Raw genomic sequence first — 21261 nt, forward strand, 5'->3', positions numbered from 1 at the left:
GCGGATGGTCAGCCGCCTCTGGGGCCACACGGCCACATCCCCGAGATAGCTTGCCGCCGCCACCTCCACGGTATCGCCATCCCGGGCCAGCGCGGCGGCTTCGGCCACGGTGAGCAGGCTTTCACCGGGTCCCACCCGCAAAGTCTCGGCTGACACCCTAGCGGGCACCAACCCAATCGAGATCAGCCCCAGCCAAGCAAAAAAAGCCCAACGCTCACACATGACATCCTCCGTTTCGGCCATCAATCGACCCGCGCCGATTAGAATACTGAAATGTCCCAACCCGATTTTCACCAGATCCTGGGGATCACCCCCAACGCCAGTGCGGCCGAGATCAAGCGCGCCTTCAAGCGTCTCGCCATGCGCTGGCACCCCGACCGCAACGCCGACCCCCAGGCCCATGAACAATTCCGCCTGGCCCGGGAGGCCTTTGAGCATCTCACTGGCGTCCGCGAAGCCGCTACGCCCGACGCCCCCGAGGACTCCCCCCCGCCGCCGCCCCGGCGCCCGAGGGGCGAAGACCACCGCCTCGATGTCGGCGTGGAGCTCACCGAGGCGGCCCTCGGCGGCACCGTCACCGTCACCCTGGAAGGGCGCAGCACCTGCGTCACCTGCGACGGCAGCGGACGGCGCAGCTACGGCCGGACAACCATGTGCAGTGCCTGTCACGGCAGCGGGCGCGTCCGCAGCGAGGGCGGCCTCAAGTCCTGTCCGTCCTGCAAGGGCAAGGGCTACTTCACCGACAACCACTGTGCCGACTGTGAAGGCCGCGGCTGGAATCCGGCCGACCGCCAGCTCGCCGTCAGTATTCCGCCCGCCATGCTGCCTGGTGAAGAACTGCGTGTCGCCGGACAGGGCGGCCCGGCTCCCGAAGACGGTGAGCCCGGCGATCTCTACCTTACCCTGCGCGCCCGGCCCCACCCCCTCTTCCGCCTGGACGGTCACGACATTCACGTGGACTTGCCGGTCAGCATCTTCCGGGTCCTGGCCGGCGGCGTCGTCGACGTTCCGACCCTGACCGGGATCCAGCAAACCCTGCTGTCTGAATCGTCCACCGCCACCGAAATCCGGCTGCCCGGCGCCGGCTTTCCGGCCCGTGGCCGCCGTCACGCCGGAGATCTGGTCGCCCACCTGCAGGTGCAATATCCCCGCTTCCTGAGCAAGGAGCAGAAAGCCCTGCTCGAAATGGCCGACCAGGTTCTCCAGCAGCAACTCGACGACCAAAGCCCCATCCTGGCCCGCTGGCGCGACGCCCTCAAACAGAATCGCTGAGCAAGATCAGCCGACATCCGCGCCAGTCCACTTACCCCAACAGTGCCCCATTCATGCCCCTCAAGTCCCCCGAACTCCTCGCCCCGGCCGGCTCCCTGGCCATGCTCGACACCGCCTTCGCCTTTGGCGCCACAGCCATCTACGCCGGTCAACCACGCTACTCCCTTCGCGTCCGCAACAACGACTTCGGCGATCTGCCCGTGCTGGCCGACGGCATCAACCGGGCCCGGGCGCTGGGCAAGCACTTCTACGTGGTCGCCAACATCTATCCCCACGGCGCCAAGATCAAAACCTTCATCAAGGACATCGCCCCGGTCATCGCCCTCAAACCCGATGCCCTGATCATGTCCGACCCGGGGCTTATCCTGATGGTCCGCGAAAACTTCCCGGAGATGCCCATCCACCTGTCGGTACAGTCCAACACGGTAAACGCGGCGGCAGTACGCTTCTGGAAGTCGGCCGGCATCTCCCGTGTGATCCTGTCCCGGGAGCTATCCCTCGACGAAATCGCCAGCATCCGCCAGGACTGCCCCGACACCGAACTGGAAGTCTTCATCCACGGCGCCCTGTGCATCGCCTACTCGGGCCGTTGCCTGCTGTCCGGCTACTTCAACCATCGCGACCCCAACCAGGGCAGTTGCACCAACTCCTGCCGCTGGGACTTCAAGACCCACGAAGCAAAGACCTGCGGCGCTGGCGATGTGCACCTCATCGAAGAACCCCACAAGCGCGCGGGTGAGTACATGCCCATCGAAGAGGACGAGCACGGCACCTACATCCTCAACTCCAAAGATCTGCGCGCCATCGAGCACGTCCAGCGCCTGGTCGAGATCGGTATTGACTCCCTCAAGATCGAAGGACGTACCAAGAGCCCTTACTACGTGGCCCGCACCTGCCAGGCCTATCGTCAGGCCATCGACGACGCGGTTGCCGGGCGCAGCCTCGATCCGGCACTCCTCGGACAGCTCGAGGGTCTCGCCAACCGCGGTTACACCGACGGATTCCTGCAGCGCCATACGCCTCACGAAACTCAGAACTATCTGCGCGGCCACTCCGAGTCCGGCCGCAGCCTCTACGTGGGTGACGTGGTGGCCTACGATGCCGAGCGGGGCCTGGCCGAGATCGCCTCGAAAAATGCCTTTGCCGTGGGTGATCGCCTGGAACTGATTCACCCTTCCGGCAATCGCGAAGTCCAGATCGAACGGATTCACAATGCCCAGGGCGAAGCCATCGAGCGCATTCCCGGCAGCGACCACCGGGCCTGGCTGCCACTACCCGCGGAAAGTGTGGGCGCCTTCGTCGCGAGATTTCTCTGAAACCACGTGGAGTCACGGAAGAAGCCTTGCATAAGGGGCTGAAATGCTTCAAAATGCTCCGCTTTCGGGTGGCCAAATTCACCACCCACGTACCCCAAAGGATAAAGCGATGAAAGCCGATACCCATCCGAATTACACTGAAGTGCAGGTAACCTGCTCCTGTGGCGCCACCTTCACCACCCGCTCCACCATGGGCAAGCCCCAATACCACGTGGAAGTGTGCTCCCTGTGCCACCCGTTCTACACCGGCAAGCAGAAGATCGTCGACACCGCCGGCCGTGTCGAGCGCTTCCGTCAAAAGTACGGTACCGTTCAGCGTCTGGGCTGATTTCCGCTCAGTAGCCGGGATCGACCGAAAAAAGGCAGCCGCGGCTGCCTTTTTTGTTGTCCGCAGGAAACCCCGCCGCCATGCCCCTCGCCCACTCCCGCTTCTCGCTGCCCGCCCCCCTGACAGGCTGGCCGCTCGCCCTCCTTCTGGCCATTTACCTGCTGGTGGGCACCACTGGGCATCTGCCCTGGCGCGGCGACGACATGACTCATCTGGGTCCGATTCACGCCATTCTCCAGGGTGGCAGCTGGCTCATACCCGAGATTGCCGGCGAAACCTATCGCGGCGCGGCACCGCTTTACTACTGGGTTGGCGCCTTGCTGGCCCGGCTCCTCGGCTGGCTGCTGCCGGTTCATGACGCAGCGCGCCTTGCTACCAGCCTGTTCTGTGCAGCCACCCTCTACTGGACTGGCCTCGCAGCGCGGCGCCTGTATGGCGAAGCGTCCTTTGCACCGGCCATCCTGCTGGGCATGGGGTCGCTGGGGCTGGTGGTGCACGCCCATGAAACACAACCGCTGCTCGCCCAACTTGCCGGGATGGCCCTATGCTTTGCCGGCCTCGGCGAGCTCGCCGAACACCCCCGGAGGGGTGCCGTGCAGGCAGGGCTGGGCGCCGCCCTGGCCTTTCTTGCCGGCGGTCTGTCGGGCCTTGCCCTCACCCTGCCGGTCATCGTCCTGACCCCGCTGCTGTGCCCCCGCTGCCGCAACCGGGAAATGCTGGGCAACGTTGCCTTAGGCCTGGGCCTCACCCTGCTGATCGGTGCCCTGTGGCTTGCCGCGGTGGCAAGTCAGCACCCCGGCGAGATTCCACGCTGGTGGCAGGAGGAACTGGGCTCAACACTCCCCCACACCAGTCACTTCTCAGAGCTGGGCAAGCTGCTGCAACTCTTCGGCTGGTTTGCATGGCCCCTGTGGCCGATCGCCGGCTGGGCAGTGTGGCGTAACCGACAGCACATCACCAGCCCACAACTCGCGCTACCTTTGATTGCCAGCATCCTGGCGATCTTCCTGGTCACCACGACGGGCGGACTGCGGGCTGCGGGGTTGCTCCCCGTGCTCCCCCCGCTATGTCTGCTGGCTGCCCTTGGCATCACCAGCCTGCGCCGCGGAGCAGCCAACGCCTTCGACTGGTTTGGGGTGATGGCCTTCATCTTCTTCGGCATCCTGGTCTGGCTGGGATGGAGCGCCCTTCACTTTGGATGGCCCCCCGGGCTTGCGCGCCAGGTCGCCCGCATGGCACCCGACTTCCAGCGCGGCACATGGCTGGTCGGCGCCCTGGTTGGCGCTGCCCTCAGCCTCCTGCTGCTCACCCTACCACTGGGCACCCAGCGTACCGTGCAGCGCGGCGCAACCAACTGGGCCCTGGGCATGACCCTGCTGTGGTGTCTCGCGGTCATGCTGTGGCAGCCCTGGTTCGCCCACACCAAGAACTACCAGCCCCTGGCCGCCGAGCTTCGCCAGACCATCGGCCCGCAACCTGGCTGCATCAAACGCCGCAACCTGGGGGACACCCAGCGTGCCGCACTCGACTACTTTGCCGGTATCCGGACCCTGAGATACGACGCCACCGAAGAATGCAGGCTGTTGCTCACCTATAGCGCCAGTGGCAACTCCCAGAGCGTGCCCCCGGAATGGCATATCATGTGGGAACGCCGCCTTGGTGGCGGTCGAAAAGCGGAGACATTCAAACTCTATCGTCGTGACTGAAACCTTGTTTCGTTTCGATCAAGGCCCATCCGTGGCCCAACTGCGCCAATACGCGGGCTCATCTGCAGCGGGAAGTCTACGCGCGCTTTTCGCAGGTGATACCGAGCGCTTCACCCGCTTTTCATGCCAGGCCGACGGCCTTGTGCTTGATTATTCCAAGCAACGCATCGACACGACGATCCTCGCCAGTCTGCTCGATCTCGCCGATGAAGCCGGCCTGCGCCAGGGCATCGACGCCATGCTCTCCGGCGAACCCGTCAATGTCACCGAGGGGCGCGCTGCCTTGCACTGCGCAGCCCGCCTTTTTGAACCCACGCCCGCAAGTGCCCGAGCCGAGATTTCCTGCACCCTCGATCACCTGCATGCCTTTGTGCGAGAAATTCACGAGGGCAAGCGCCAGGGCGCAACGGGAATGCCCCTGCGTCATGTAGTACATATCGGGATTGGCGGATCAGATCTCGGGCCACGCCTGCTCCACGAAGCCTTTTCCCCCTCCCTGCCCCAGCATCTCGAGCTCTCTTTCGCCGCCAATATCGACGAGGCGGAGCTCGCCGCCATCCTGAACAAAGCCAAGCCTGAAGAAACCCTCTTCATCCTCGCATCCAAGAGTTTCACCACGGCAGAGACCCTGTCCAACGCCAGCATTGCCCGGCACTGGCTGATCACCCGACTCGGTGATCGCGCCGACCTGTCCTGTCACTTTGCGGCCATCAGCAACAACGTGGCAGCGGCAGAGGCCTTTGGTATCCGCCAAGATGCCGTATTTCCCTTACCGGAATGGATAGGTGGGCGCTTTTCCGTCTGGTCGGCGATTGGGTTGCCCCTGATGCTGGCCTACGGAGCCGGGGTTTTCGACGACTTCCTGAGGGGTGGGCGGTGCATGGATGCGCATTTTGCCGATGCACCCTTTTCCCAAAACCTGCCTGTTCTCATGGCGCTCCTCGGGATCTGGAACACCACCTTTCTCGAGATGGAGGGTCTGGTCGTCCTGCCCTACAGCCACCGCCTGCGCAGCCTGCCCGCCTATCTCCAGCAACTCGAGATGGAGAGCAACGGCAAGTCTGTGGACCGTGATGGCCATCCCGTTCGCTGGCACACCGCCCCCTTCCTGTTTGGCGGGCCCGGCACCGTTGGACAGCATGCCTACCATCAACTGTTCTATCAGGGCACACGCAAGCTCGCTCTCGACTTCCTGATACCGGTTGAGCAGCCCTCCTCCCACGCCAGTCGCAGCCTGATGGGCAACGCCCTAGCCCAGTCTGCAGCGCTGATGCTCGGTCGCAGCCTCGACGAAGCATGCAGCGAGCTGCTTGCCCGAGGCCTGCCTGACAGCGAAGTGGCACGCCTGGCCCCTCACCTTGTCTGCCCGGGAAACCAGGTCAGCACCACACTCCTGATGCCTTCGGTCACGCCTTTCACCCTCGGCCAACTCGTGGCGCTCTACGAGCACAAGGTCTTCGTGCAGGGGTGGATCTGGGGGATCAACAGCTTCGATCAGTACGGTGTCGAGCTTGGCAAAGAGATGGCACGGAACATCGAGGACGGCTCCGGTGCGGAGAAGAACTCATCCACGGCGGGTCTGCTGATGATGATTGAAACGATGCTCGCCGCGACTGGACAGCGCAACTGAGAGAGAGACCGGCATCGGGCTCCGCCCACGCCGGGTGCCTGTTGAGGCTTACTTTTGCTGCGGAGTCTGGACGAAGATCTCGTCCGGCTTGGTCAGGCCGAGCTCGAAGCGCGCACGCTCCTCGATGGCCTCGTAGCCTGTTTTCAGATCACGGACTTCAGCTTCAAGTCCGGTATTGCGCTGCTCAAGCTTGCGATTGCCCTCTTTCTGTGCAGTCAGCTGCTTCTCCACTTCCCAGACGCGCAGCCATCCACCCTTGCCTATCCACAGGGGATATTGCAAGCCGAGAGCCAGGAGAACGAGAACGAGGACGGGCCAGCGCATGTCATTGGAGCCAACCGATCCGCGAAGGTCGGCTGGCTCCTCCTGCGATCAGCGATTACGCAGGTTATAGAAGGCGGAAACGCCCGGGTAGAAGGCGGTATCGCCGAGATCTTCCTCAATGCGCAGCAGCTGGTTGTACTTGGAGATGCGATCAGAACGGGACAGGGAGCCGGTCTTGATCTGCATGGCGTTCAGACCCACTGCGATGTCGGCAATAGTGGAGTCTTCGGTTTCACCGGAGCGATGGGAGATCACCGCGGTGTAGCCGGCGCGCTTGGCCATCTCGACGGCGGCAAAGGTCTCGGTCAGGGTACCGATCTGGTTGATCTTGATGAGGATCGAGTTGGCGATGCCCTTCTCGATGCCTTCCTTCAGGATGCGGGTATTGGTCACGAAGAGGTCGTCGCCCACGATCTGCACGGTCTTGCCGAGACGATCGGTGAGGATCTTCCAGCCGGCCCAGTCACCTTCGGCCATGCCGTCCTCGATGGAGACGATGGGGAACTTCTCGACCAGGGTGGCCAGGTAATCGGTAAAGCCTTCGGAGGTCAGCGACAGGCCTTCGCCCACCAGCTCGTACTTGCCATCTTTGTAGAACTCGGAAGCGGCGCAGTCCAGGGCCAGCACCACGTCACGGCCCGGCTCATAGCCGGCAGCCACGGTGGCTTCCAGAATCAGGTTGAGGGCTTCTTCAGTACCGGAGACGTTGGGCGCAAAGCCGCCTTCGTCACCCACGGTAGTGGGATAGCCCTTCTTGTCGGTGAGTTTCTTCAGGTGATGGAAGATCTCGGCGCCACAGCGCAGGGCTTCGCGGAAGCTCTTGGCGCCGATGGGCATGATCATGCATTCCTGAATATCCAGGCTGTTGTTGGCGTGGGCGCCACCGTTGATGACGTTCATCATCGGAACCGGCAGGGCCATGCCGCCGGAGCCGCCGAAGTAACGGTACAGGGGCAGGCCGGCTTCTTCAGCGGCAGCCTTGGCCACGGCCATGGACACGGCCAGCATGGCGTTGGCGCCCAGGCGGGACTTGTTGTCGGTACCGTCCAGATCGATCAGGGTCTTGTCGATGAAGGCCTGCTCTTCGGCGTCCAGGCCGATCAGGGCCTCGGAGATTTCAGTGTTGACGTTCTCAACCGCCTGCAGCACGCCCTTGCCCAGGTAGCGGCCGGCATCGCCATCACGCAGCTCGATTGCCTCGCGGGAGCCGGTGGAGGCGCCCGACGGAACAGCGGCACGACCCATGATGCCGGATTCCAGCAGGACATCGGCCTCAACGGTGGGATTGCCGCGGGAATCGAGAACTTCGCGGGCAATGACATCAACAATGGCGCTCATGAACTTCCTTTCTTATCACTGATATTTACAGCGGCGACCTTCCGGCCGCCTCTAACTTCGAAACCGGAAAATCGCCCTCAGGCTCAGGCTTTCAGCTCTTCAAGCCCCTCGGCCTTGACCAGCGAATCGATCGCCTTGAGGGTAGCCAGCAAGGCCTTGAGCCGGGGCAGCGGCCACGCATTGGGACCGTCGGAGAAAGCCTTGGCGGGATCAGGGTGGGTCTCCATGAACAGGCCGGCAACGCCGACCGCCACGGCGGCCCGGGCCAGCACAGGGACGAACTCCCGCTGACCGCCGGAAACGGTACCCTGCCCGCCAGGCAGTTGTACCGAGTGGGTGGCGTCGAAGACCACGGGGCAGCCCGTCTCGCGCATGATGGCCAGGGAGCGCATGTCGGATACGAGGTTGTTGTAGCCGAAAGAGGCACCCCGCTCGCACACCATGATGGTGTCTGCGCCACCGTTTGCCTCGCGGGCCTTGTCGACGACGTTCTTCATGTCGCCCGGGGCCAGGAACTGGCCCTTCTTGATGTTCACCGGCTTGCCGGAGGCCGCCACGGCGTGGATGAAGTCGGTCTGACGACACAGGAAGGCCGGCGTCTGCAGGACGTCGACGACCGCGGCCACATGCGGCACCTCGGCTTCGGAGTGAACATCGGTCAGCACCGGCACACCCAACTGCTCGCGGACTTCGCCGAGGATCTCCAGCCCCTTCTCCATGCCCATGCCCCGATAGGACTTGCCGGAACTGCGGTTGGCCTTGTCGTAGCTGGACTTGTAGATGAACGGGATACCCAGCTCGCCGCAGATGTCCTTGAGGGCCTTGGCGGTCTCAAAGGCCATCTCGCGGGACTCGATCACACAGGGCCCGGCGATCAGGAAAAAGGGCTTGTCGATACCGACGTCAAAGCCGCAGAGTTTCATGGACTTTCCTTTCAGCCTGCCTGTTGATGGGCCAGGGCGGCCTTCACGAAGGCGGTAAAGAGGGGGTGGCCGTTACGGGGGTTGGAGGTGAACTCCGGATGAAACTGGCAACCGACGAACCACGGATGCACATCAGCGGGCAGCTCAATCATCTCGCACAGGTCCGTTCCCGGCGCACGGCCGGCAACCCGCAGGCCCTGAGCCTCGAGCTGACTCAAAAGCGTGTTGTTGACCTCGTAGCGGTGGCGATGACGCTCGGTGATCTCGGCCTTGCCATAGACGTCCCGGGCCAGCGAGCCCTCGGCGAGATTGCAGACCTGGCCGCCCAGACGCATGGTGCCGCCCAGATCGGAATCCTCACCCCGCTTTTCGACCTTGCCGGATGCGTCATGCCATTCGGTGATCAGGCCGATGACCGGGTAGGCAGTGTGCTTGTCGAACTCGGTGCTGTGCGCACCGGGCATGCCGGCAACGTCCCGGGCAAACTCGACCACCGCGAGCTGCATGCCCAGGCAGATGCCCAGGTAGGGCACCTTGTTCTCACGGGCGTAGCGGATCGCCGCGATCTTGCCCTCGGTACCCCGCCGGCCAAAGCCGCCTGGCACCAGAATGGCATCCATGGACTTGAGCGCGTCACAGCCGTTCTTCTCGATGTCCTCGGAATCCAGGTAGTGGATATTCACCTTGCTGCGGGTGTGCATGCCCGCATGGTTGAGGGCCTCGATCAGCGACTTGTAGGACTCGGTGAGGTCTACGTACTTGCCGACAAAGGCAATGTTCAGGCTGTTCTGCGGGTTGTTCAGGGCGTCGAGCAGGCGCTCCCAGATGGACAGGTCGGCCGCGCGGGCCAGGATGCCCAGCTTGTGACAGACGATCTCGTCGAGCATCTGGTCGTGGAGCATGCCCGGGATGCGGTAGATGGAATCGGCGTCGAGGCACTCGATCACGGCTTCCGGCATCACGTTGCAGAACAGGGCGATCTTGCGACGCTCATCGGCCGGCACGGAACGGTCGGCACGGCACAGCAGGATGTCGGGCTGGATGCCGATCTCGCGCAACTCCTTGACCGAGTGCTGGGTCGGCTTGGTCTTCAGCTCGCCGGCTGTCGGGATGTAGGGCAGCAGCGTGAGATGGATGAAACAGGTGCCCTGACGACCTTCCTCGATGCCCATCTGGCGGATGGCTTCCAGGAACGGCAGTGACTCGATGTCACCCACCGTACCGCCCACTTCGACGATGGCCACATCGGCACCTTCGGCACCGCGCTTGACGTAGGTCTTGATCTCGTCGGTGATGTGGGGAATGACCTGCACGGTCTTGCCGAGATACTCGCCACGACGCTCCTTCTTGATCACCGATTCATAGATCTGGCCGGTGGTGAAGTTGTTGCGCTTGCCCATCTTGGCGCTGGTGAAGCGCTCGTAGTGGCCCAGGTCGAGGTCGGTCTCGGCGCCATCCTCGGTAACGAAGACCTCTCCGTGCTGGAAGGGGCTCATCGTGCCGGGGTCGACGTTGATGTAGGGGTCGAGCTTGAGGTGGGTAACCTTGATGCCGCGGGATTCGAGAATCGCCCCGAGGGAGGCGGCGGCGATGCCCTTGCCCAGAGAGGACACGACACCACCGGTAACAAAGACGTATTTGGTCATGACACGGGGGACTTCTGGAAAGGGGAATGATAGCCGATCCAGACCCCTTTCTTCAACGGCCGCGCAGGCACGCCCTGTGTCAAACGCCCCAGAAAGCCGTCCAGAGCGGCTTTCGGGGGAAGTAAGGACACTCGATACCGGGCCTAATTGTCGCGAATGAAGTCCCGGTTCACCTCCCGAAAGAGCTCAGTCGCGCTGCGCTTCAGCCACTCGAAGGCCACCATCTCACGGGTCACCACCTCGACCCCGTGTGCCCGCATGCGCGCCAAGGCAACCTGCTTGTCACCTGGCTTGCGTGAGCCGACCGCATCCTCGACCAGGAATACCTCCTTGCCCTGCCAGCGCAGCTCCAGCACAGTTTGCATCACACATACGTGGGCTTCGGTCCCCACTACAACGACCTGCCGCCGCAGATCCACCTCCGTGCCGGCCAGGCAGCCGTCGGCAACACACGAGAAATGGGTTTTCTCAACGAAACGCGCGTCTTCGAGTGCCGCCAGCAGGGGCGCGGCAGTGGGGCCAAGGCCCGCCGGATACTGCTCCGAGACCACTACGGGTACCTTCAGGCGCTGGGCAACCCCGGCCAGCCAGATGCAGTTACGCAGCACATCCCGGCCATCGGCAATGGCCGGTAGCAGGCGTTCCTGGACATCAACGATCAACAGGCTGGATTTGGCGCTATCCATCAGCATCGGGAGACTCCTCAGGATTGAAGTTCAGGGCGCGCCCTGAACTGTTCAAGGGCTACGGGGTTGGCGAGTGCCTCCACGTTCTTCACGGGCTCTCCATGCACCACCGCCCGCACCGCCAGTTCGACGATCTTGCCACTCTTGGTGCGGGGAATATCGGTGACCTGCACGACCCGGGCCGGCACGTGACGGGGCGTGGTGTTGTCGCGGATCGTGCGGCGAATGCGGTCGATCAGCGCCTCGTCGAGGGCTCCGCCCTCGCGCAGCTTGACGAAAAGCACGACGCGCACGTCGCTCGCATCCCCCGGCGGCCATTGCTGACCGATCACCAGCGATTCCACGACATCCTCCAGCTTCTCCACCTGACGGTAGATCTCGGCCGTGCCGATGCGCACGCCCCCCGGATTGAGGGTCGCGTCCGAGCGCCCGTAGATGATCAGACCATCGTGGGGGGTGATCTCGGAGTAGTCCCCGTGGCACCACACGTTCTCGAAGCGCTCGAAATACGCTGCACGGTAGCGGGACCCATCCCTGTCATTCCAGAAACCGATCGGCATCACCGGGAAAGGCCGGGTGCACACCAGCTCGCCCTTTTCGCCACGAACGGGCACGCCAATCTCGTCAAACACATCGACGGCCATACCGAGCCCCTTGCACTGGATCTCTCCTGGCCATACAGGCAGGGTCGGATTGCCCAGCACGAAGCACGAAATGATGTCGGTTCCACCGGAAATCGACGACAGGCAAAGGTCGGCCTTGATCTCCCGATAGACGTACTCGAAGCCTTCAGGCACCAGCGGGCTACCGGTCGAAAACAGGGCCCGCAGAGCCGACAGATCATGGGTCTCCCGAGGGCACAGGCCCGCCTTGGCAATACCGTCGATGAATTTCGCGGAGGTACCGAAATGCGTCATCCCCTCGGCTTCTGCGTAGTCGAAGAGGATGGCCCCATCGCCCAGCATGGGGGCACCATCGTAGAGCAGTAGCGTAGCCCCCGACGCCAGGCCCGACACCAGCCAGTTCCACATCATCCAGCCACAGGTGGTGAAGTAGAACACGCGGTCACCCGGCTTCACGTCACCGTGCAGACGATGCTCCTTGAGGTGCTGAAGCAGGGCTCCGCCAGCACAATGCACGATGCACTTGGGCACCCCGGTGGTGCCTGACGAATACATGATGAACAGGGGATGGTCGAAAGGCAGCCGGACAAAGGGAATCTCGGTGACCGCCAGGAAAGGCCTGACGAATTCGGCCAGCACGCGGGCGTGATGGACATGGGACAGATCGTGATGGGCGTGCACATAGGGCACCACAACAACCCGCTTCACCGAGGGCAGACCTTCGGTGATGGCGGCCAGCCGATCCAGGCAGTCCACGACCTTGCCGTTGTAATAGTAGCCATCCACGGCCACCAGCACCTTGGGCTCAATCTGCCCGAAGCGATCCAGCACCCCCTGCACACCGAAATCCGGTGAGGCGGACGAGAAGATGGCACCGATGCTGGATGTCGCCAGCATCACGACGATGGTCTCCGGCAGGTTCGGCATCCACGCCGCCACGCGGTCCCCCGCCACCACACCCATTTCCTGGAGCGCCGCCGCAAAATGGGCCACCTGACGATACAGATCCCCATGGGAAAGACGGTTCTTGACCCTGTCCTCTCCCCAGAACACCAGTGCATCACTGTCGTCCCTGCTGCGCAGCAGATTCTCGGCAAAGTTGAGCTGCGCATCCGGAAACCAGCGCGTGCCCGGCATGCGCCCTGGGTTTTCGAGAACGCGGGCGCCCATCTGGCCGCGCACGTCCCCATACTCCCAGATCGAAGTCCAGAACTCGGCCGGCTCATTTACCGACCAGGCATGCAGCGCCGCATAATCGGGCAGACGACGACCCCAGCGTGCCTCTGCCTCACGGGAGAAAGCGGTGATGTTGGCCCCGGCCACCCGATCAGGGCTGGGCACCCACAGGGGCCGGTCGGCAACTGCGTAACTCATGTAACGGTCTCCTCGGATTGTTCTTGTTGTGCCGAATCTGCGTCCGGCCGTGACTGACGGATAAAACCTTAGCTTACCGCGTGGCGCAGGGCATCGGGGATGGGCACCGACTTACCGGTGCGCGGATCCATCCACACCACCTTGGCAGCCCCTTCCGCGTAGAGGCGGTCGTCACCCTCGACGAAGAGCTCGTACCAGGTCATCACACTGCTGCGGCCGGGTGCGCCCGCGTACAGCATCACCCGCACAGTAGCGGGATAATTCACCGGAATCAGGAAGGTGCAACTGGCATTGATGATCACCGCCCCGGTCTCCGCTTCGGGACTGACAGCGAAGCCGGCTTGCTCCAGCCACTCCACCCGGGCCTGCTCGAAATAGCGGAAATAAACGGTGTTGTTCACATGCCCGTAGAAGTCCATGTCGCCCCAGCGAACGATCTGGCGGGATGTATGCAGGAGCCGGCGTGGCAACGCGTCGGGGGTAGCCGTCGAGGTCAAGAGGTTCTCCTTGATTGATTTCTTTTTTTGGGATCCGCACGATAAAGGGCTGCACCAGCAGCTGTATCAGCCCTCACCGAAACGAAAGCTCAATGTAACATACGCTTACGTATGTTTTCCAAGCCCCGCTCCGGCGGAAACGCTCAGGATTGCCCTGCACAGGCCGTAGGGTTACGCTTCGGAAGTTCAGGCCCAAACAAAACAAAACGAATAGGTTCAGGAGGAGAAAGCAATGGAACGTGACGCGATGGAATTCGACGTCCTGATCGTTGGCGGGGGGCCAGCAGGGCTCTCGGCCGCTATCAGGCTAAAGCAACTCGCCGCAGAAAAAGGGCAGGATTATTCCGTCTGCCTGATAGAAAAGGCCGCCGAAATCGGCGCCCACATCCTGTCCGGCGCGGTGATCGACCCCCGCGCCCTGAATGAACTCATCCCCGACTGGCAGGCCCAGGGGGCGCCGCTCAACACGCCAGTCAGCGAAGACCGGGTGATCTTCCTTTCCGAAACCGGCGGCAAGCAGATTCCAAACGGCCTGCTGCCCGATGCTTTCCACAATGAAGGCAACTACATCGTGCGTCTCGGCAACCTGGCCAAGTGGCTGGGCGAGCAGGCCGAAGCCCTGGGCGTTGAGGTATATCCAGGCTTTGCCGGCGCCGAACTGCTGTTCGGCGAAAACGGCGCCGTAGCCGGTGTGATCACCGGTGACATGGGTGTGTTCAAGGACGGCAGCCAGGGCCCCAACTTCCAGCCCGGCATGGAGCTTCGCGCCAAATACACGCTGTTTGCCGAAGGCTGCCGCGGTCACCTTGGCAAGCAGCTCGAAGCCCGTTACAGCCTGCGCGACGGGGCCGACCCGCAAACCTACGGCCTCGGCATCAAGGAACTCTGGGAAATCCCGGCTGAACAGCACGTCAAGGGCCTGGTGGTGCACACCGCCGGCTGGCCCATGGATACAGCCACCTACGGCGGCGGTTTCTGCTACCACCTGGAAGACAACCTGGTTTCGGTGGGCTATGTCGTCGGTCTCAACTACACCAATCCCTACCTGTCTCCCTTCGAGGAGTTCCAGCGCTACAAGACCCATCCAGAGATCCGCAAATTCCTGGAGGGCGGCAAGCGCCTGGCCTACGGCGCCCGAGCCATCGCTGCGGGGGGTCTGCAAAGCCAGCCCAAGCTGGTCTTCCCGGGTGGTGCGCTGATAGGCGACGACGCGGGTTTCCTCAACGCAGCCCGCATCAAGGGCTCCCATGCCGCCATGAAGTCAGGCATGCTCGCCGCCGAGGCGGCCTTTGAGGCCCTCGCTGCCGGGCGCAGCCTGGACGAGCTATCGGCCTTCCCCGAGTCCTTCAAGTCCAGCTGGCTGCACGCCGAACTGCACAAGACCCGCAACTTCAAGCCTTACATGAAAAAAGGCCTGTGGCTCGGCTCCCTGCTCTTCGGCATCGACCAGAAGCTCTTCGGCGGCAATGTGCCCTGGACCCTGCACAATTCGGCCGATCACACCGCCCTCAAGCCCGCCGCCGAGTGCAGCCCGATCGCCTACCCCAAGCCGGATGGCAAGCTCACCTTCGACCGGCTGTCCTCGGTGTTCCTCTCAAACACCAACCACGAGGAAGACGAGCCCTGCCACCTCCAGCTCAAGGATGCGTCCGTACCGATTTCCATCAACCTGGCCAGATACGACGCGCCGGAGCAGCGCTACTGCCCGGCCGGTGTGTATGAAATCGTGCGCAGCCCGGAAGGCGACAATCCGCGGCTGCAGATCAACGCCCAGAACTGCGTCCACTGCAAGACCTGCGACATCAAGGATCCGACCCAGAACATCAACTGGGTGGTGCCTCAGGGCGGCGAAGGGCCGATCTATCAGGGCATGTGAGCATTGATGACCCCCGGGGCATCCGTGCCCGGGGACACACCACACAGCAAAAAGGCCGTCGCATGCGACGGCCTTTTTGCTGCACCTGGATGGCGGACAGTATCGACGGACTCAGCCCACCCACTTGCGGGCATTGCGGAACATCCGCAGCCACGGCGAATCCTCACCCAGATCAGCCGGATGCCAGCTCATCTGCACGGTACGGGCAGTGCGCTCCGGGTGCGGCATCATGATGGTGAAGCGGCCATCCGGCGTGGTCAGGCCGGTGATGCCGGCGGGTGATCCGTTGGGGTTGAACGGATAACGCTCGGCGATGGCACCGCTGTTATCCACGTAGCGCAGGGCTACCTTGGCGTTGTCCTGGGCGTCGATACCCGCGAACACGGCGCGGCCTTCGCCGTGGGACACGACGATGGGCATGCGGCTGCCCGCCATGCCGGACAGCAGGATGGACGGGCTATCCTGCACCTCCACCATCACGAAGCGGGCCTCGAACTGCTCGCTGCGGTTGCGGTGGAAGCGCGGCCAGGTTTCGGCACCGGGGACGATCTCGGCAAGGTTGGACATCATCTGGCAGCCGTTGCAAACCCCCAGAGCGAAGGTGTCGTCGCGCTTGAAGAAGGTCTCGAACTGCTCACGCAGGGCAGCATTGAACAGGATGGACTTGGCCCAGCCCTGCCCTGCCCCCAGCACGTCGCCATACGAGAAGCCGCCACAGGCCGCCAGACCCTTGAAGTCGGAGAGATGAACGCGCCCGGCCTGCAGGTCGGACATGTGCACATCGAAGGGCGCGAAGCCGGCACGCTCGAAGGCGGCGGCCATCTCGGCCTGGGAGTTCACACCCTGCTCGCGCAGGATGGCGATCTTCGGCCGGGCACCGGTGGCAACGAAGGGCGCGGCGATGTCGTCGGCCGGGTTATAGGTAAGTGCCACACTAAGACCAGGATTGGCAACATCCGCCAGGGCTTCGAATTCTTCCCGGGCACACTCAGCATCGTCGCGCAGGCGGGCGATCTGGTGACTGGTCTCGGACCAGGTCTGCAGCAGCTCTGCACGGGGGGCGCTGAAAACCAGCTTGGCATTGCGCCAGAAGCGCAGCTCGTCCCGGTCGTTGGGCTCGCCCACGAAGTGATAGGACAGCCGCGCGCCCCGCAGGGCCTCGGTGAAGCGGCTGCGGTCGTCGCGGCGGATCTGGATGACGGCACCCAGCTCCTCGGCAAACAGCGCCTTGAAGAGCATGTCGTTGAAGCGGCCCTTAAGGGAATCCGGCCGCTTGTCGAGACCATCCACGTCATTCATGTACTGGTCGTAGGCGACGGTATCCAGCATCACCGACAGGCCGCACTTCGAGGCAAAGGCCATCTCGCACAGGGTGGCAAAGAGGCCACCATCGGCGCGGTCGTGATAAGCCAGGATCAGGTCATCCTTGCGCCACTGCTGGATCAGGTCGAAGAAGGCCTTGAGCTGGCCTGCGTCCACGTCGGGGGCGTGCTCGGCCACCGAGTTGTAGGCCTGGGCCAGCACCGAACCCCCGAGGCGGTTGGCGTTGTTGCCCAGATCGATGAGCAGCAGTTCGGTCTCGACGCCCTCGGGGAACTGCAGCTGGGGCGTGAGGGTGCGGCGCACGTCCTGCACCGGCGCAAAGCCCGTGACGATCAGGGACAGGGGCGACACCACCTGCTTGTCTTCGCCCTCCTCGTTCCAGGCGGTCCGCATGGACAGGGAGTCCTTACCCACCGGGATGGCGATGCCGGCCTGCTGGCAGAACTGGGAGACAGCCTCGACGGTCTTGTAGAGCTTGACGTCCTCGCCCCGGTGGCCGGCAGCGGCCATCCAGTTGGCGGAGAGCTTCACATCGCCCAGGCTGCGGATGTCAGCAGCGGCAATGTTGGTGATGGCCTCGCCAATCGCCATGCGACCGGAGGCCGGCGCATCGAGGGTGGCCACCGGGGTGCGCTCGCCCATGGCGAAGGCCTCGCCCAGGTAGCCCTGGTAGCTCATGGTGGTCACGGCCACGTCGGCCACCGGGATCTGCCACGGGCCGACCATCTGGTCGCGGGCGGTCATGCCGCCGACGGAACGGTCGCCGATGGTGATCAGGAAGTTCTTGCTGGCCACCGCCGGCATGCGCAGCACGCGGCGACAGGCATCGGCCAGATCGATGTCGGTGACGTCGAAGGGCGGCACGAAAACCTGGCGACTGGACACGTTGCGGGTCATCTTGGGCGGCTTGCCCAGCAGGACCTGCATTTCCATGTCCACCGCGTTGTTGTCGAAGTGGCGATCGGACACCACCAGCTGGCCATCGTCCGAGGCCGCGCCGACCACAGCAAACGGGCAGCGCTCACGTTCGCAGATGGCCTTGAAGACATCCAGGCTCTCCGGCGCAATGGCCAGCACGTAGCGCTCCTGGGACTCGTTCGACCAGATCTCCCGCGGGCTCATGCCCGGCTCTTCGATGTGCACCTCGCGCAGCTCGAAACGCGCACCCAGCTCGGCGGAGTCAGCCAGCTCGGGGAAGGCGTTGGACAGGCCGCCGGCACCCACGTCGTGGATGGACAGAATGGGGTTGGCGTCACCCTTCTGCCAGCAGGCATCGATGACTTCCTGGCAGCGGCGCTGGATCTCCGGGTTGCCACGCTGCACGGAGGCAAAATCGAGATCGGCGGTGTTGGTGCCGGTGGCCATGGACGAGGCAGCGCCGCCGCCCAGACCGATGAGCATGCCCGGGCCACCCAGCTGGATCAGCAGGGTGCCGGGGCCGAACTTGATCTTGAAGGATTGCTGGTCCTGGATGGAACCCAGGCCGCCGGCGATCATGATGGGCTTGTGGTAGCCCCGCACCTCGTCCTGCACGCTCTGCTGGAAGGTACGGAAGTAACCGGTCAGATTGGGACGACCAAATTCGTTGTTGAAGGCGGCCGCACCCAGCGGGCCTTCAATCATGATGTCCAGCGGCGAGGCGATGCGCTCGGGCTTGCCGTAGGCCTGCTCCCAAGGCTGCTCGAAACCGGGGATCTCCAGGTTGGACACGGAGAAGCCTGCCAGGCCGGCCTTGGGCTTGGAACCACGGCCGGTGGCGCCTTCGTCACGGATCTCGCCGCCGGAGCCGGTGGAAGCGCCCGGGAAGGGGGAGATCGCGGTGGGGTGATTGTGGGTCTCGACCTTGGCCAGGATGTGGGTCAGCTCGTCCCGGTACTTCCAGGCGCCATCGGCATCCGGGTAGAGCTTGGCAACGGTGGCGCCCTCGATCACCGAGGCGTTGTCGGAGTACGCCACCACCGTGCCTTCCGGGTGGGCCTTGTGGGTCTCGCGGATCATCCCGAACAGGGTCTTGTCCATCGGCCGGCCGTCAATCACCCAGTCGGCGTTGAAGATCTTGTGGCGGCAGTGCTCGGAGTTCGCCTGGGCAAACATCATCAGCTCCACGTCGGTGGGGTTGCGCCCCATGCGGGTGAAGTTCTCCACCAGGTAATCGATCTCGTCTTCCGACAGGGCCAGACCCAGTTCGCTGTTGGCCACCACCAGGGCATCACGGCCCTTCTCGATGATGGCGACGGTGCTCAGGGGCTGGGGCTGGTAGTGATGAAAGAGCGCATGGGCTGCGTCCGTGTTGTCCAGCACCGACTCGGTCATGCGGTCATGAATGGCTGGAAGTACCGCCTCCCGGTCCCGGGCGTCCAGACCACCCCGCAGCTCGAAGCTCAGGGCCGTGCCCCGTTCGATGCGGATGATCTTGTCGAAGCCACACTGATGCGCAATATCTGTCGCCTTGGAAGACCACGGCGAGATCGTGCCGAGGCGCGGCGTCACCAGCAGCGGGCTGCCGGCCGGAGCGGCGCCTTCCGGGTGGGCACCCAGCAGGTCCACCAGCCGGGCCAGCTCGTCGTCGGAAAGGGGCGCAGCGATCTCGGCAAAATACCAATGCTCCGCCACCAGGCCCTTGAGACGGGGCAACACGGTTTTGACCGAATCGGTCAGGCGGGCAAGACGGGAGCGGGAGACGGCGGGCGCACCGCGCAGCTTGAGGATTTCGGACATGGCAAGGATGGGCGCGAGGTTTGAACCGGCCCGCCCGGAGTCACCAGACCCAAAGGCGGACGCGAGAAAAGCCGTGGATTATACCCGAGCCCATCGCCGGCTCCGACCACGCTTTCGTGCGGGAGGCCTGCAGGGCATGCCGATTGCACGGCCGACACCACCGGAAATGCTGTCCACCTATGCAATAATCCAGCGCTGCTCCGTATGCGGATCAATATTTCATGCCAGCCCGCCGCGCATCCCCTCGTGCTTCCCTGTCCTCCCGGACATTCTGGGTGCTCGCCGTCCTGTTCTGCGTCATCGAAACCACCATACTTGTGCTGACCTACCAGCACACAAACGCACACCGCCAGTTGTCCGACCAGCTGTCTCTCGTTCGCCAGGGAACAGCGATGGCCTGGCAGATCTTCGCTCGACCGGCCCCCTCGCCCCACGCCGAGATCATCGGCAATCCGGCGGTCCACGACCCTCGCCATCGCTGGCTGGAATCTGCACTGCAGGGGCTCGCTGGCGGTGGCCCGGTGCGCACCCTTGAAAACACCGAGATCAACCTTTCCCCCCTCGAAAACGTCGATGCACGTCGCGCCCTGACCGATCTACTCGCGCGCTGGAACAGCTTCACCCGCTTCGAAGTCCTCGACCCTGGCTCCCCTGCGGCCACTCAGGAGCTCGCCACCATCGCGCCGGCCCTCACCGAACTCTCCCGCCAGTTGACGCACCTCCACGAAGAAGCCGTACTGCTGGCCGACCGGCTCGCCGCGCTGGCCGTGATCACCGGCCTGGTGGCCTTCGTGGTCATGTGCGCCATATTGCTGCGCCAGACGCGGCGCTCCGAGCGCTCCGGCCGGCTGATGCGCTCCATGATGAACCAGATTGGTGCCGGAGTATGCATCCTGGGTAGCACTGACAAGATCGCCGACGCCAACCGGGCCGCCTGCCGCATGCTTGGCCGCCCCCGCAAGGCCCTTAGGGGCAAGCGCCTTGAGGACATCCTGACCGAGCAGGAAGGCGTATGGACCGGCGAACGCCCCGACGGCATGCCCCTCGCCGTCGAACGGATTCCCGGAACTATTGAGGGCTACAAGGGCCCCCTGCGAATCGTCACCCTGCTGGACGTAACGGCGCGCCACCTGACGGCCGAATGCCTGCAGCACCTGGCCAACCATGACGCCCTCACCAGCCTGCCCAACCGCGGCTTCCTTGAAGGGCACTTCAAGAAGGAGCTGGTCCGCTGCACCGGGCAGGGTCTCGCCCTTGGTGTTGCCGTTCTCGACCTGGATGGTTTCAAACCCATCAACGACACCTACGGACATGCCGTCGGCGACGCCCTCCTCGTCCAGATCGCCCAGCGTCTGAGCTCTGCCCTGCGCAATGGCGACGTGATCGCCCGGGTTGGTGGCGACGAATTCGTAGGCGTGTTTCCCGACGTCAACAACAGGGACAGCCTGCGCTTCCTGGGCGATCGCCTGCTTGGGGTGTTTGCCCACCCCTTCCAGATCCAGGAGCACCTGATTCCCCTGGGCGGCAGCATCGGCCTGGCCCTTGCCCCCGAGGACGGCACTGACCAGGACAGCCTGCTGCGTGCTGCGGATGCCGCCATGTACCGGGCAAAACAGGCGGGCAAGCGCCCCGCCCAGCTCGCCAGCGTGGTGGGCGGCGGCCGGGCCGCCTGACTGCACCC

Annotated in this window: 15 protein-coding genes; 7 read left to right on the plus strand and 8 right to left on the minus strand. The window is 63.8% G+C overall.

Features of this window, described 5'->3' with window-relative positions:
* Window positions 1-273: 273 nt before the first annotated feature.
* From ACIQ09_RS10305 to pgi, 5 genes are all read left to right on the plus strand, one after another.
* Window positions 274-1272 (plus strand): DnaJ C-terminal domain-containing protein, encoded by a 999-nt coding sequence (locus ACIQ09_RS10305; RefSeq protein WP_398308861.1) that lies wholly within the window; start codon window positions 274-276, stop codon window positions 1270-1272.
* A 53-nt stretch (window positions 1273-1325) separates the two neighbouring features.
* Window positions 1326-2588, plus strand: a complete 1263-nt coding sequence (locus ACIQ09_RS10310; RefSeq protein ID WP_398308862.1) for a U32 family peptidase — start codon at window positions 1326-1328, stop codon at window positions 2586-2588.
* 109 nt (window positions 2589-2697) lie between these two features.
* Window positions 2698-2916, plus strand: coding sequence for a 50S ribosomal protein L31 (gene rpmE, locus ACIQ09_RS10315; RefSeq protein WP_296568897.1), 219 nt, complete (start codon window positions 2698-2700; stop codon window positions 2914-2916).
* A gap of 80 nt (window positions 2917-2996) precedes the next feature.
* Window positions 2997-4622 (plus strand): ArnT family glycosyltransferase, encoded by a 1626-nt coding sequence (locus tag ACIQ09_RS10320; RefSeq protein ID WP_398308865.1) that lies wholly within the window; start codon window positions 2997-2999, stop codon window positions 4620-4622.
* 31 nt (window positions 4623-4653) lie between these two features.
* Window positions 4654-6252 carry a glucose-6-phosphate isomerase gene (gene pgi, locus ACIQ09_RS10325; RefSeq protein WP_398308867.1) on the plus strand — a complete coding sequence of 533 codons (1599 nt, stop codon included), beginning with the start codon at window positions 4654-4656 and terminating at the stop codon, window positions 6250-6252.
* Between the two features lie 48 nt (window positions 6253-6300).
* On the opposite strand, the gene ftsB is transcribed toward pgi, so the two are convergent.
* From ftsB to ACIQ09_RS10360, 7 genes are all read right to left on the minus strand, one after another.
* The gene (gene ftsB / locus ACIQ09_RS10330; protein WP_398308869.1) at window positions 6301-6576 is read right to left on the minus strand and encodes a cell division protein FtsB; all 276 of its coding nucleotides are present in this window, start codon (window positions 6574-6576) and stop codon (window positions 6301-6303) included.
* A gap of 48 nt (window positions 6577-6624) precedes the next feature.
* The gene (gene eno, locus ACIQ09_RS10335) at window positions 6625-7914 is read right to left on the minus strand and encodes a phosphopyruvate hydratase (protein ID WP_296402939.1); all 1290 of its coding nucleotides are present in this window, start codon (window positions 7912-7914) and stop codon (window positions 6625-6627) included.
* Between the two features lie 83 nt (window positions 7915-7997).
* Window positions 7998-8837, minus strand: coding sequence for a 3-deoxy-8-phosphooctulonate synthase (kdsA, locus tag ACIQ09_RS10340; protein ID WP_398308872.1), 840 nt, complete (start codon window positions 8835-8837; stop codon window positions 7998-8000).
* Between the two features lie 11 nt (window positions 8838-8848).
* On the minus strand, window positions 8849-10483 hold the full coding sequence (locus tag ACIQ09_RS10345; RefSeq protein WP_398308874.1) for a CTP synthase: 1635 nt from the start codon (window positions 10481-10483) through the stop codon (window positions 8849-8851).
* Window positions 10484-10626: 143 nt separating this feature from the next.
* The gene (locus tag ACIQ09_RS10350; RefSeq protein WP_398308876.1) at window positions 10627-11175 is read right to left on the minus strand and encodes a hydrolase; all 549 of its coding nucleotides are present in this window, start codon (window positions 11173-11175) and stop codon (window positions 10627-10629) included.
* Window positions 11176-11186: 11 nt separating this feature from the next.
* Window positions 11187-13166, minus strand: a complete 1980-nt coding sequence (locus tag ACIQ09_RS10355) for an acetoacetate--CoA ligase (RefSeq protein WP_398308878.1) — start codon at window positions 13164-13166, stop codon at window positions 11187-11189.
* Between the two features lie 68 nt (window positions 13167-13234).
* Complete coding sequence (locus ACIQ09_RS10360) at window positions 13235-13663, minus strand: acyl-CoA thioesterase (protein ID WP_398308880.1); 429 nt, start codon at window positions 13661-13663, stop codon at window positions 13235-13237.
* Window positions 13664-13895: 232 nt separating this feature from the next.
* Here ACIQ09_RS10360 and ACIQ09_RS10365 point away from each other — a divergent pair, with 232 nt between their 5' ends.
* On the plus strand, window positions 13896-15539 hold the full coding sequence (locus tag ACIQ09_RS10365) for an electron transfer flavoprotein-ubiquinone oxidoreductase (RefSeq protein WP_398308882.1): 1644 nt from the start codon (window positions 13896-13898) through the stop codon (window positions 15537-15539).
* 111 nt (window positions 15540-15650) lie between these two features.
* On the opposite strand, the gene purL is transcribed toward ACIQ09_RS10365, so the two are convergent.
* The gene (gene purL, locus ACIQ09_RS10370; protein ID WP_398308884.1) at window positions 15651-19580 is read right to left on the minus strand and encodes a phosphoribosylformylglycinamidine synthase; all 3930 of its coding nucleotides are present in this window, start codon (window positions 19578-19580) and stop codon (window positions 15651-15653) included.
* 275 nt (window positions 19581-19855) lie between these two features.
* Here purL and ACIQ09_RS10375 point away from each other — a divergent pair, with 275 nt between their 5' ends.
* The gene (locus ACIQ09_RS10375; RefSeq protein WP_398308886.1) at window positions 19856-21253 is read left to right on the plus strand and encodes a diguanylate cyclase domain-containing protein; all 1398 of its coding nucleotides are present in this window, start codon (window positions 19856-19858) and stop codon (window positions 21251-21253) included.
* The last annotated feature ends 8 nt before the right edge of the window (window positions 21254-21261 follow it).

The sequence above is a fragment of the Zoogloea sp. genome (assembly GCF_044344315.1).
Classification (GTDB): domain Bacteria; phylum Pseudomonadota; class Gammaproteobacteria; order Burkholderiales; family Rhodocyclaceae; genus Zoogloea.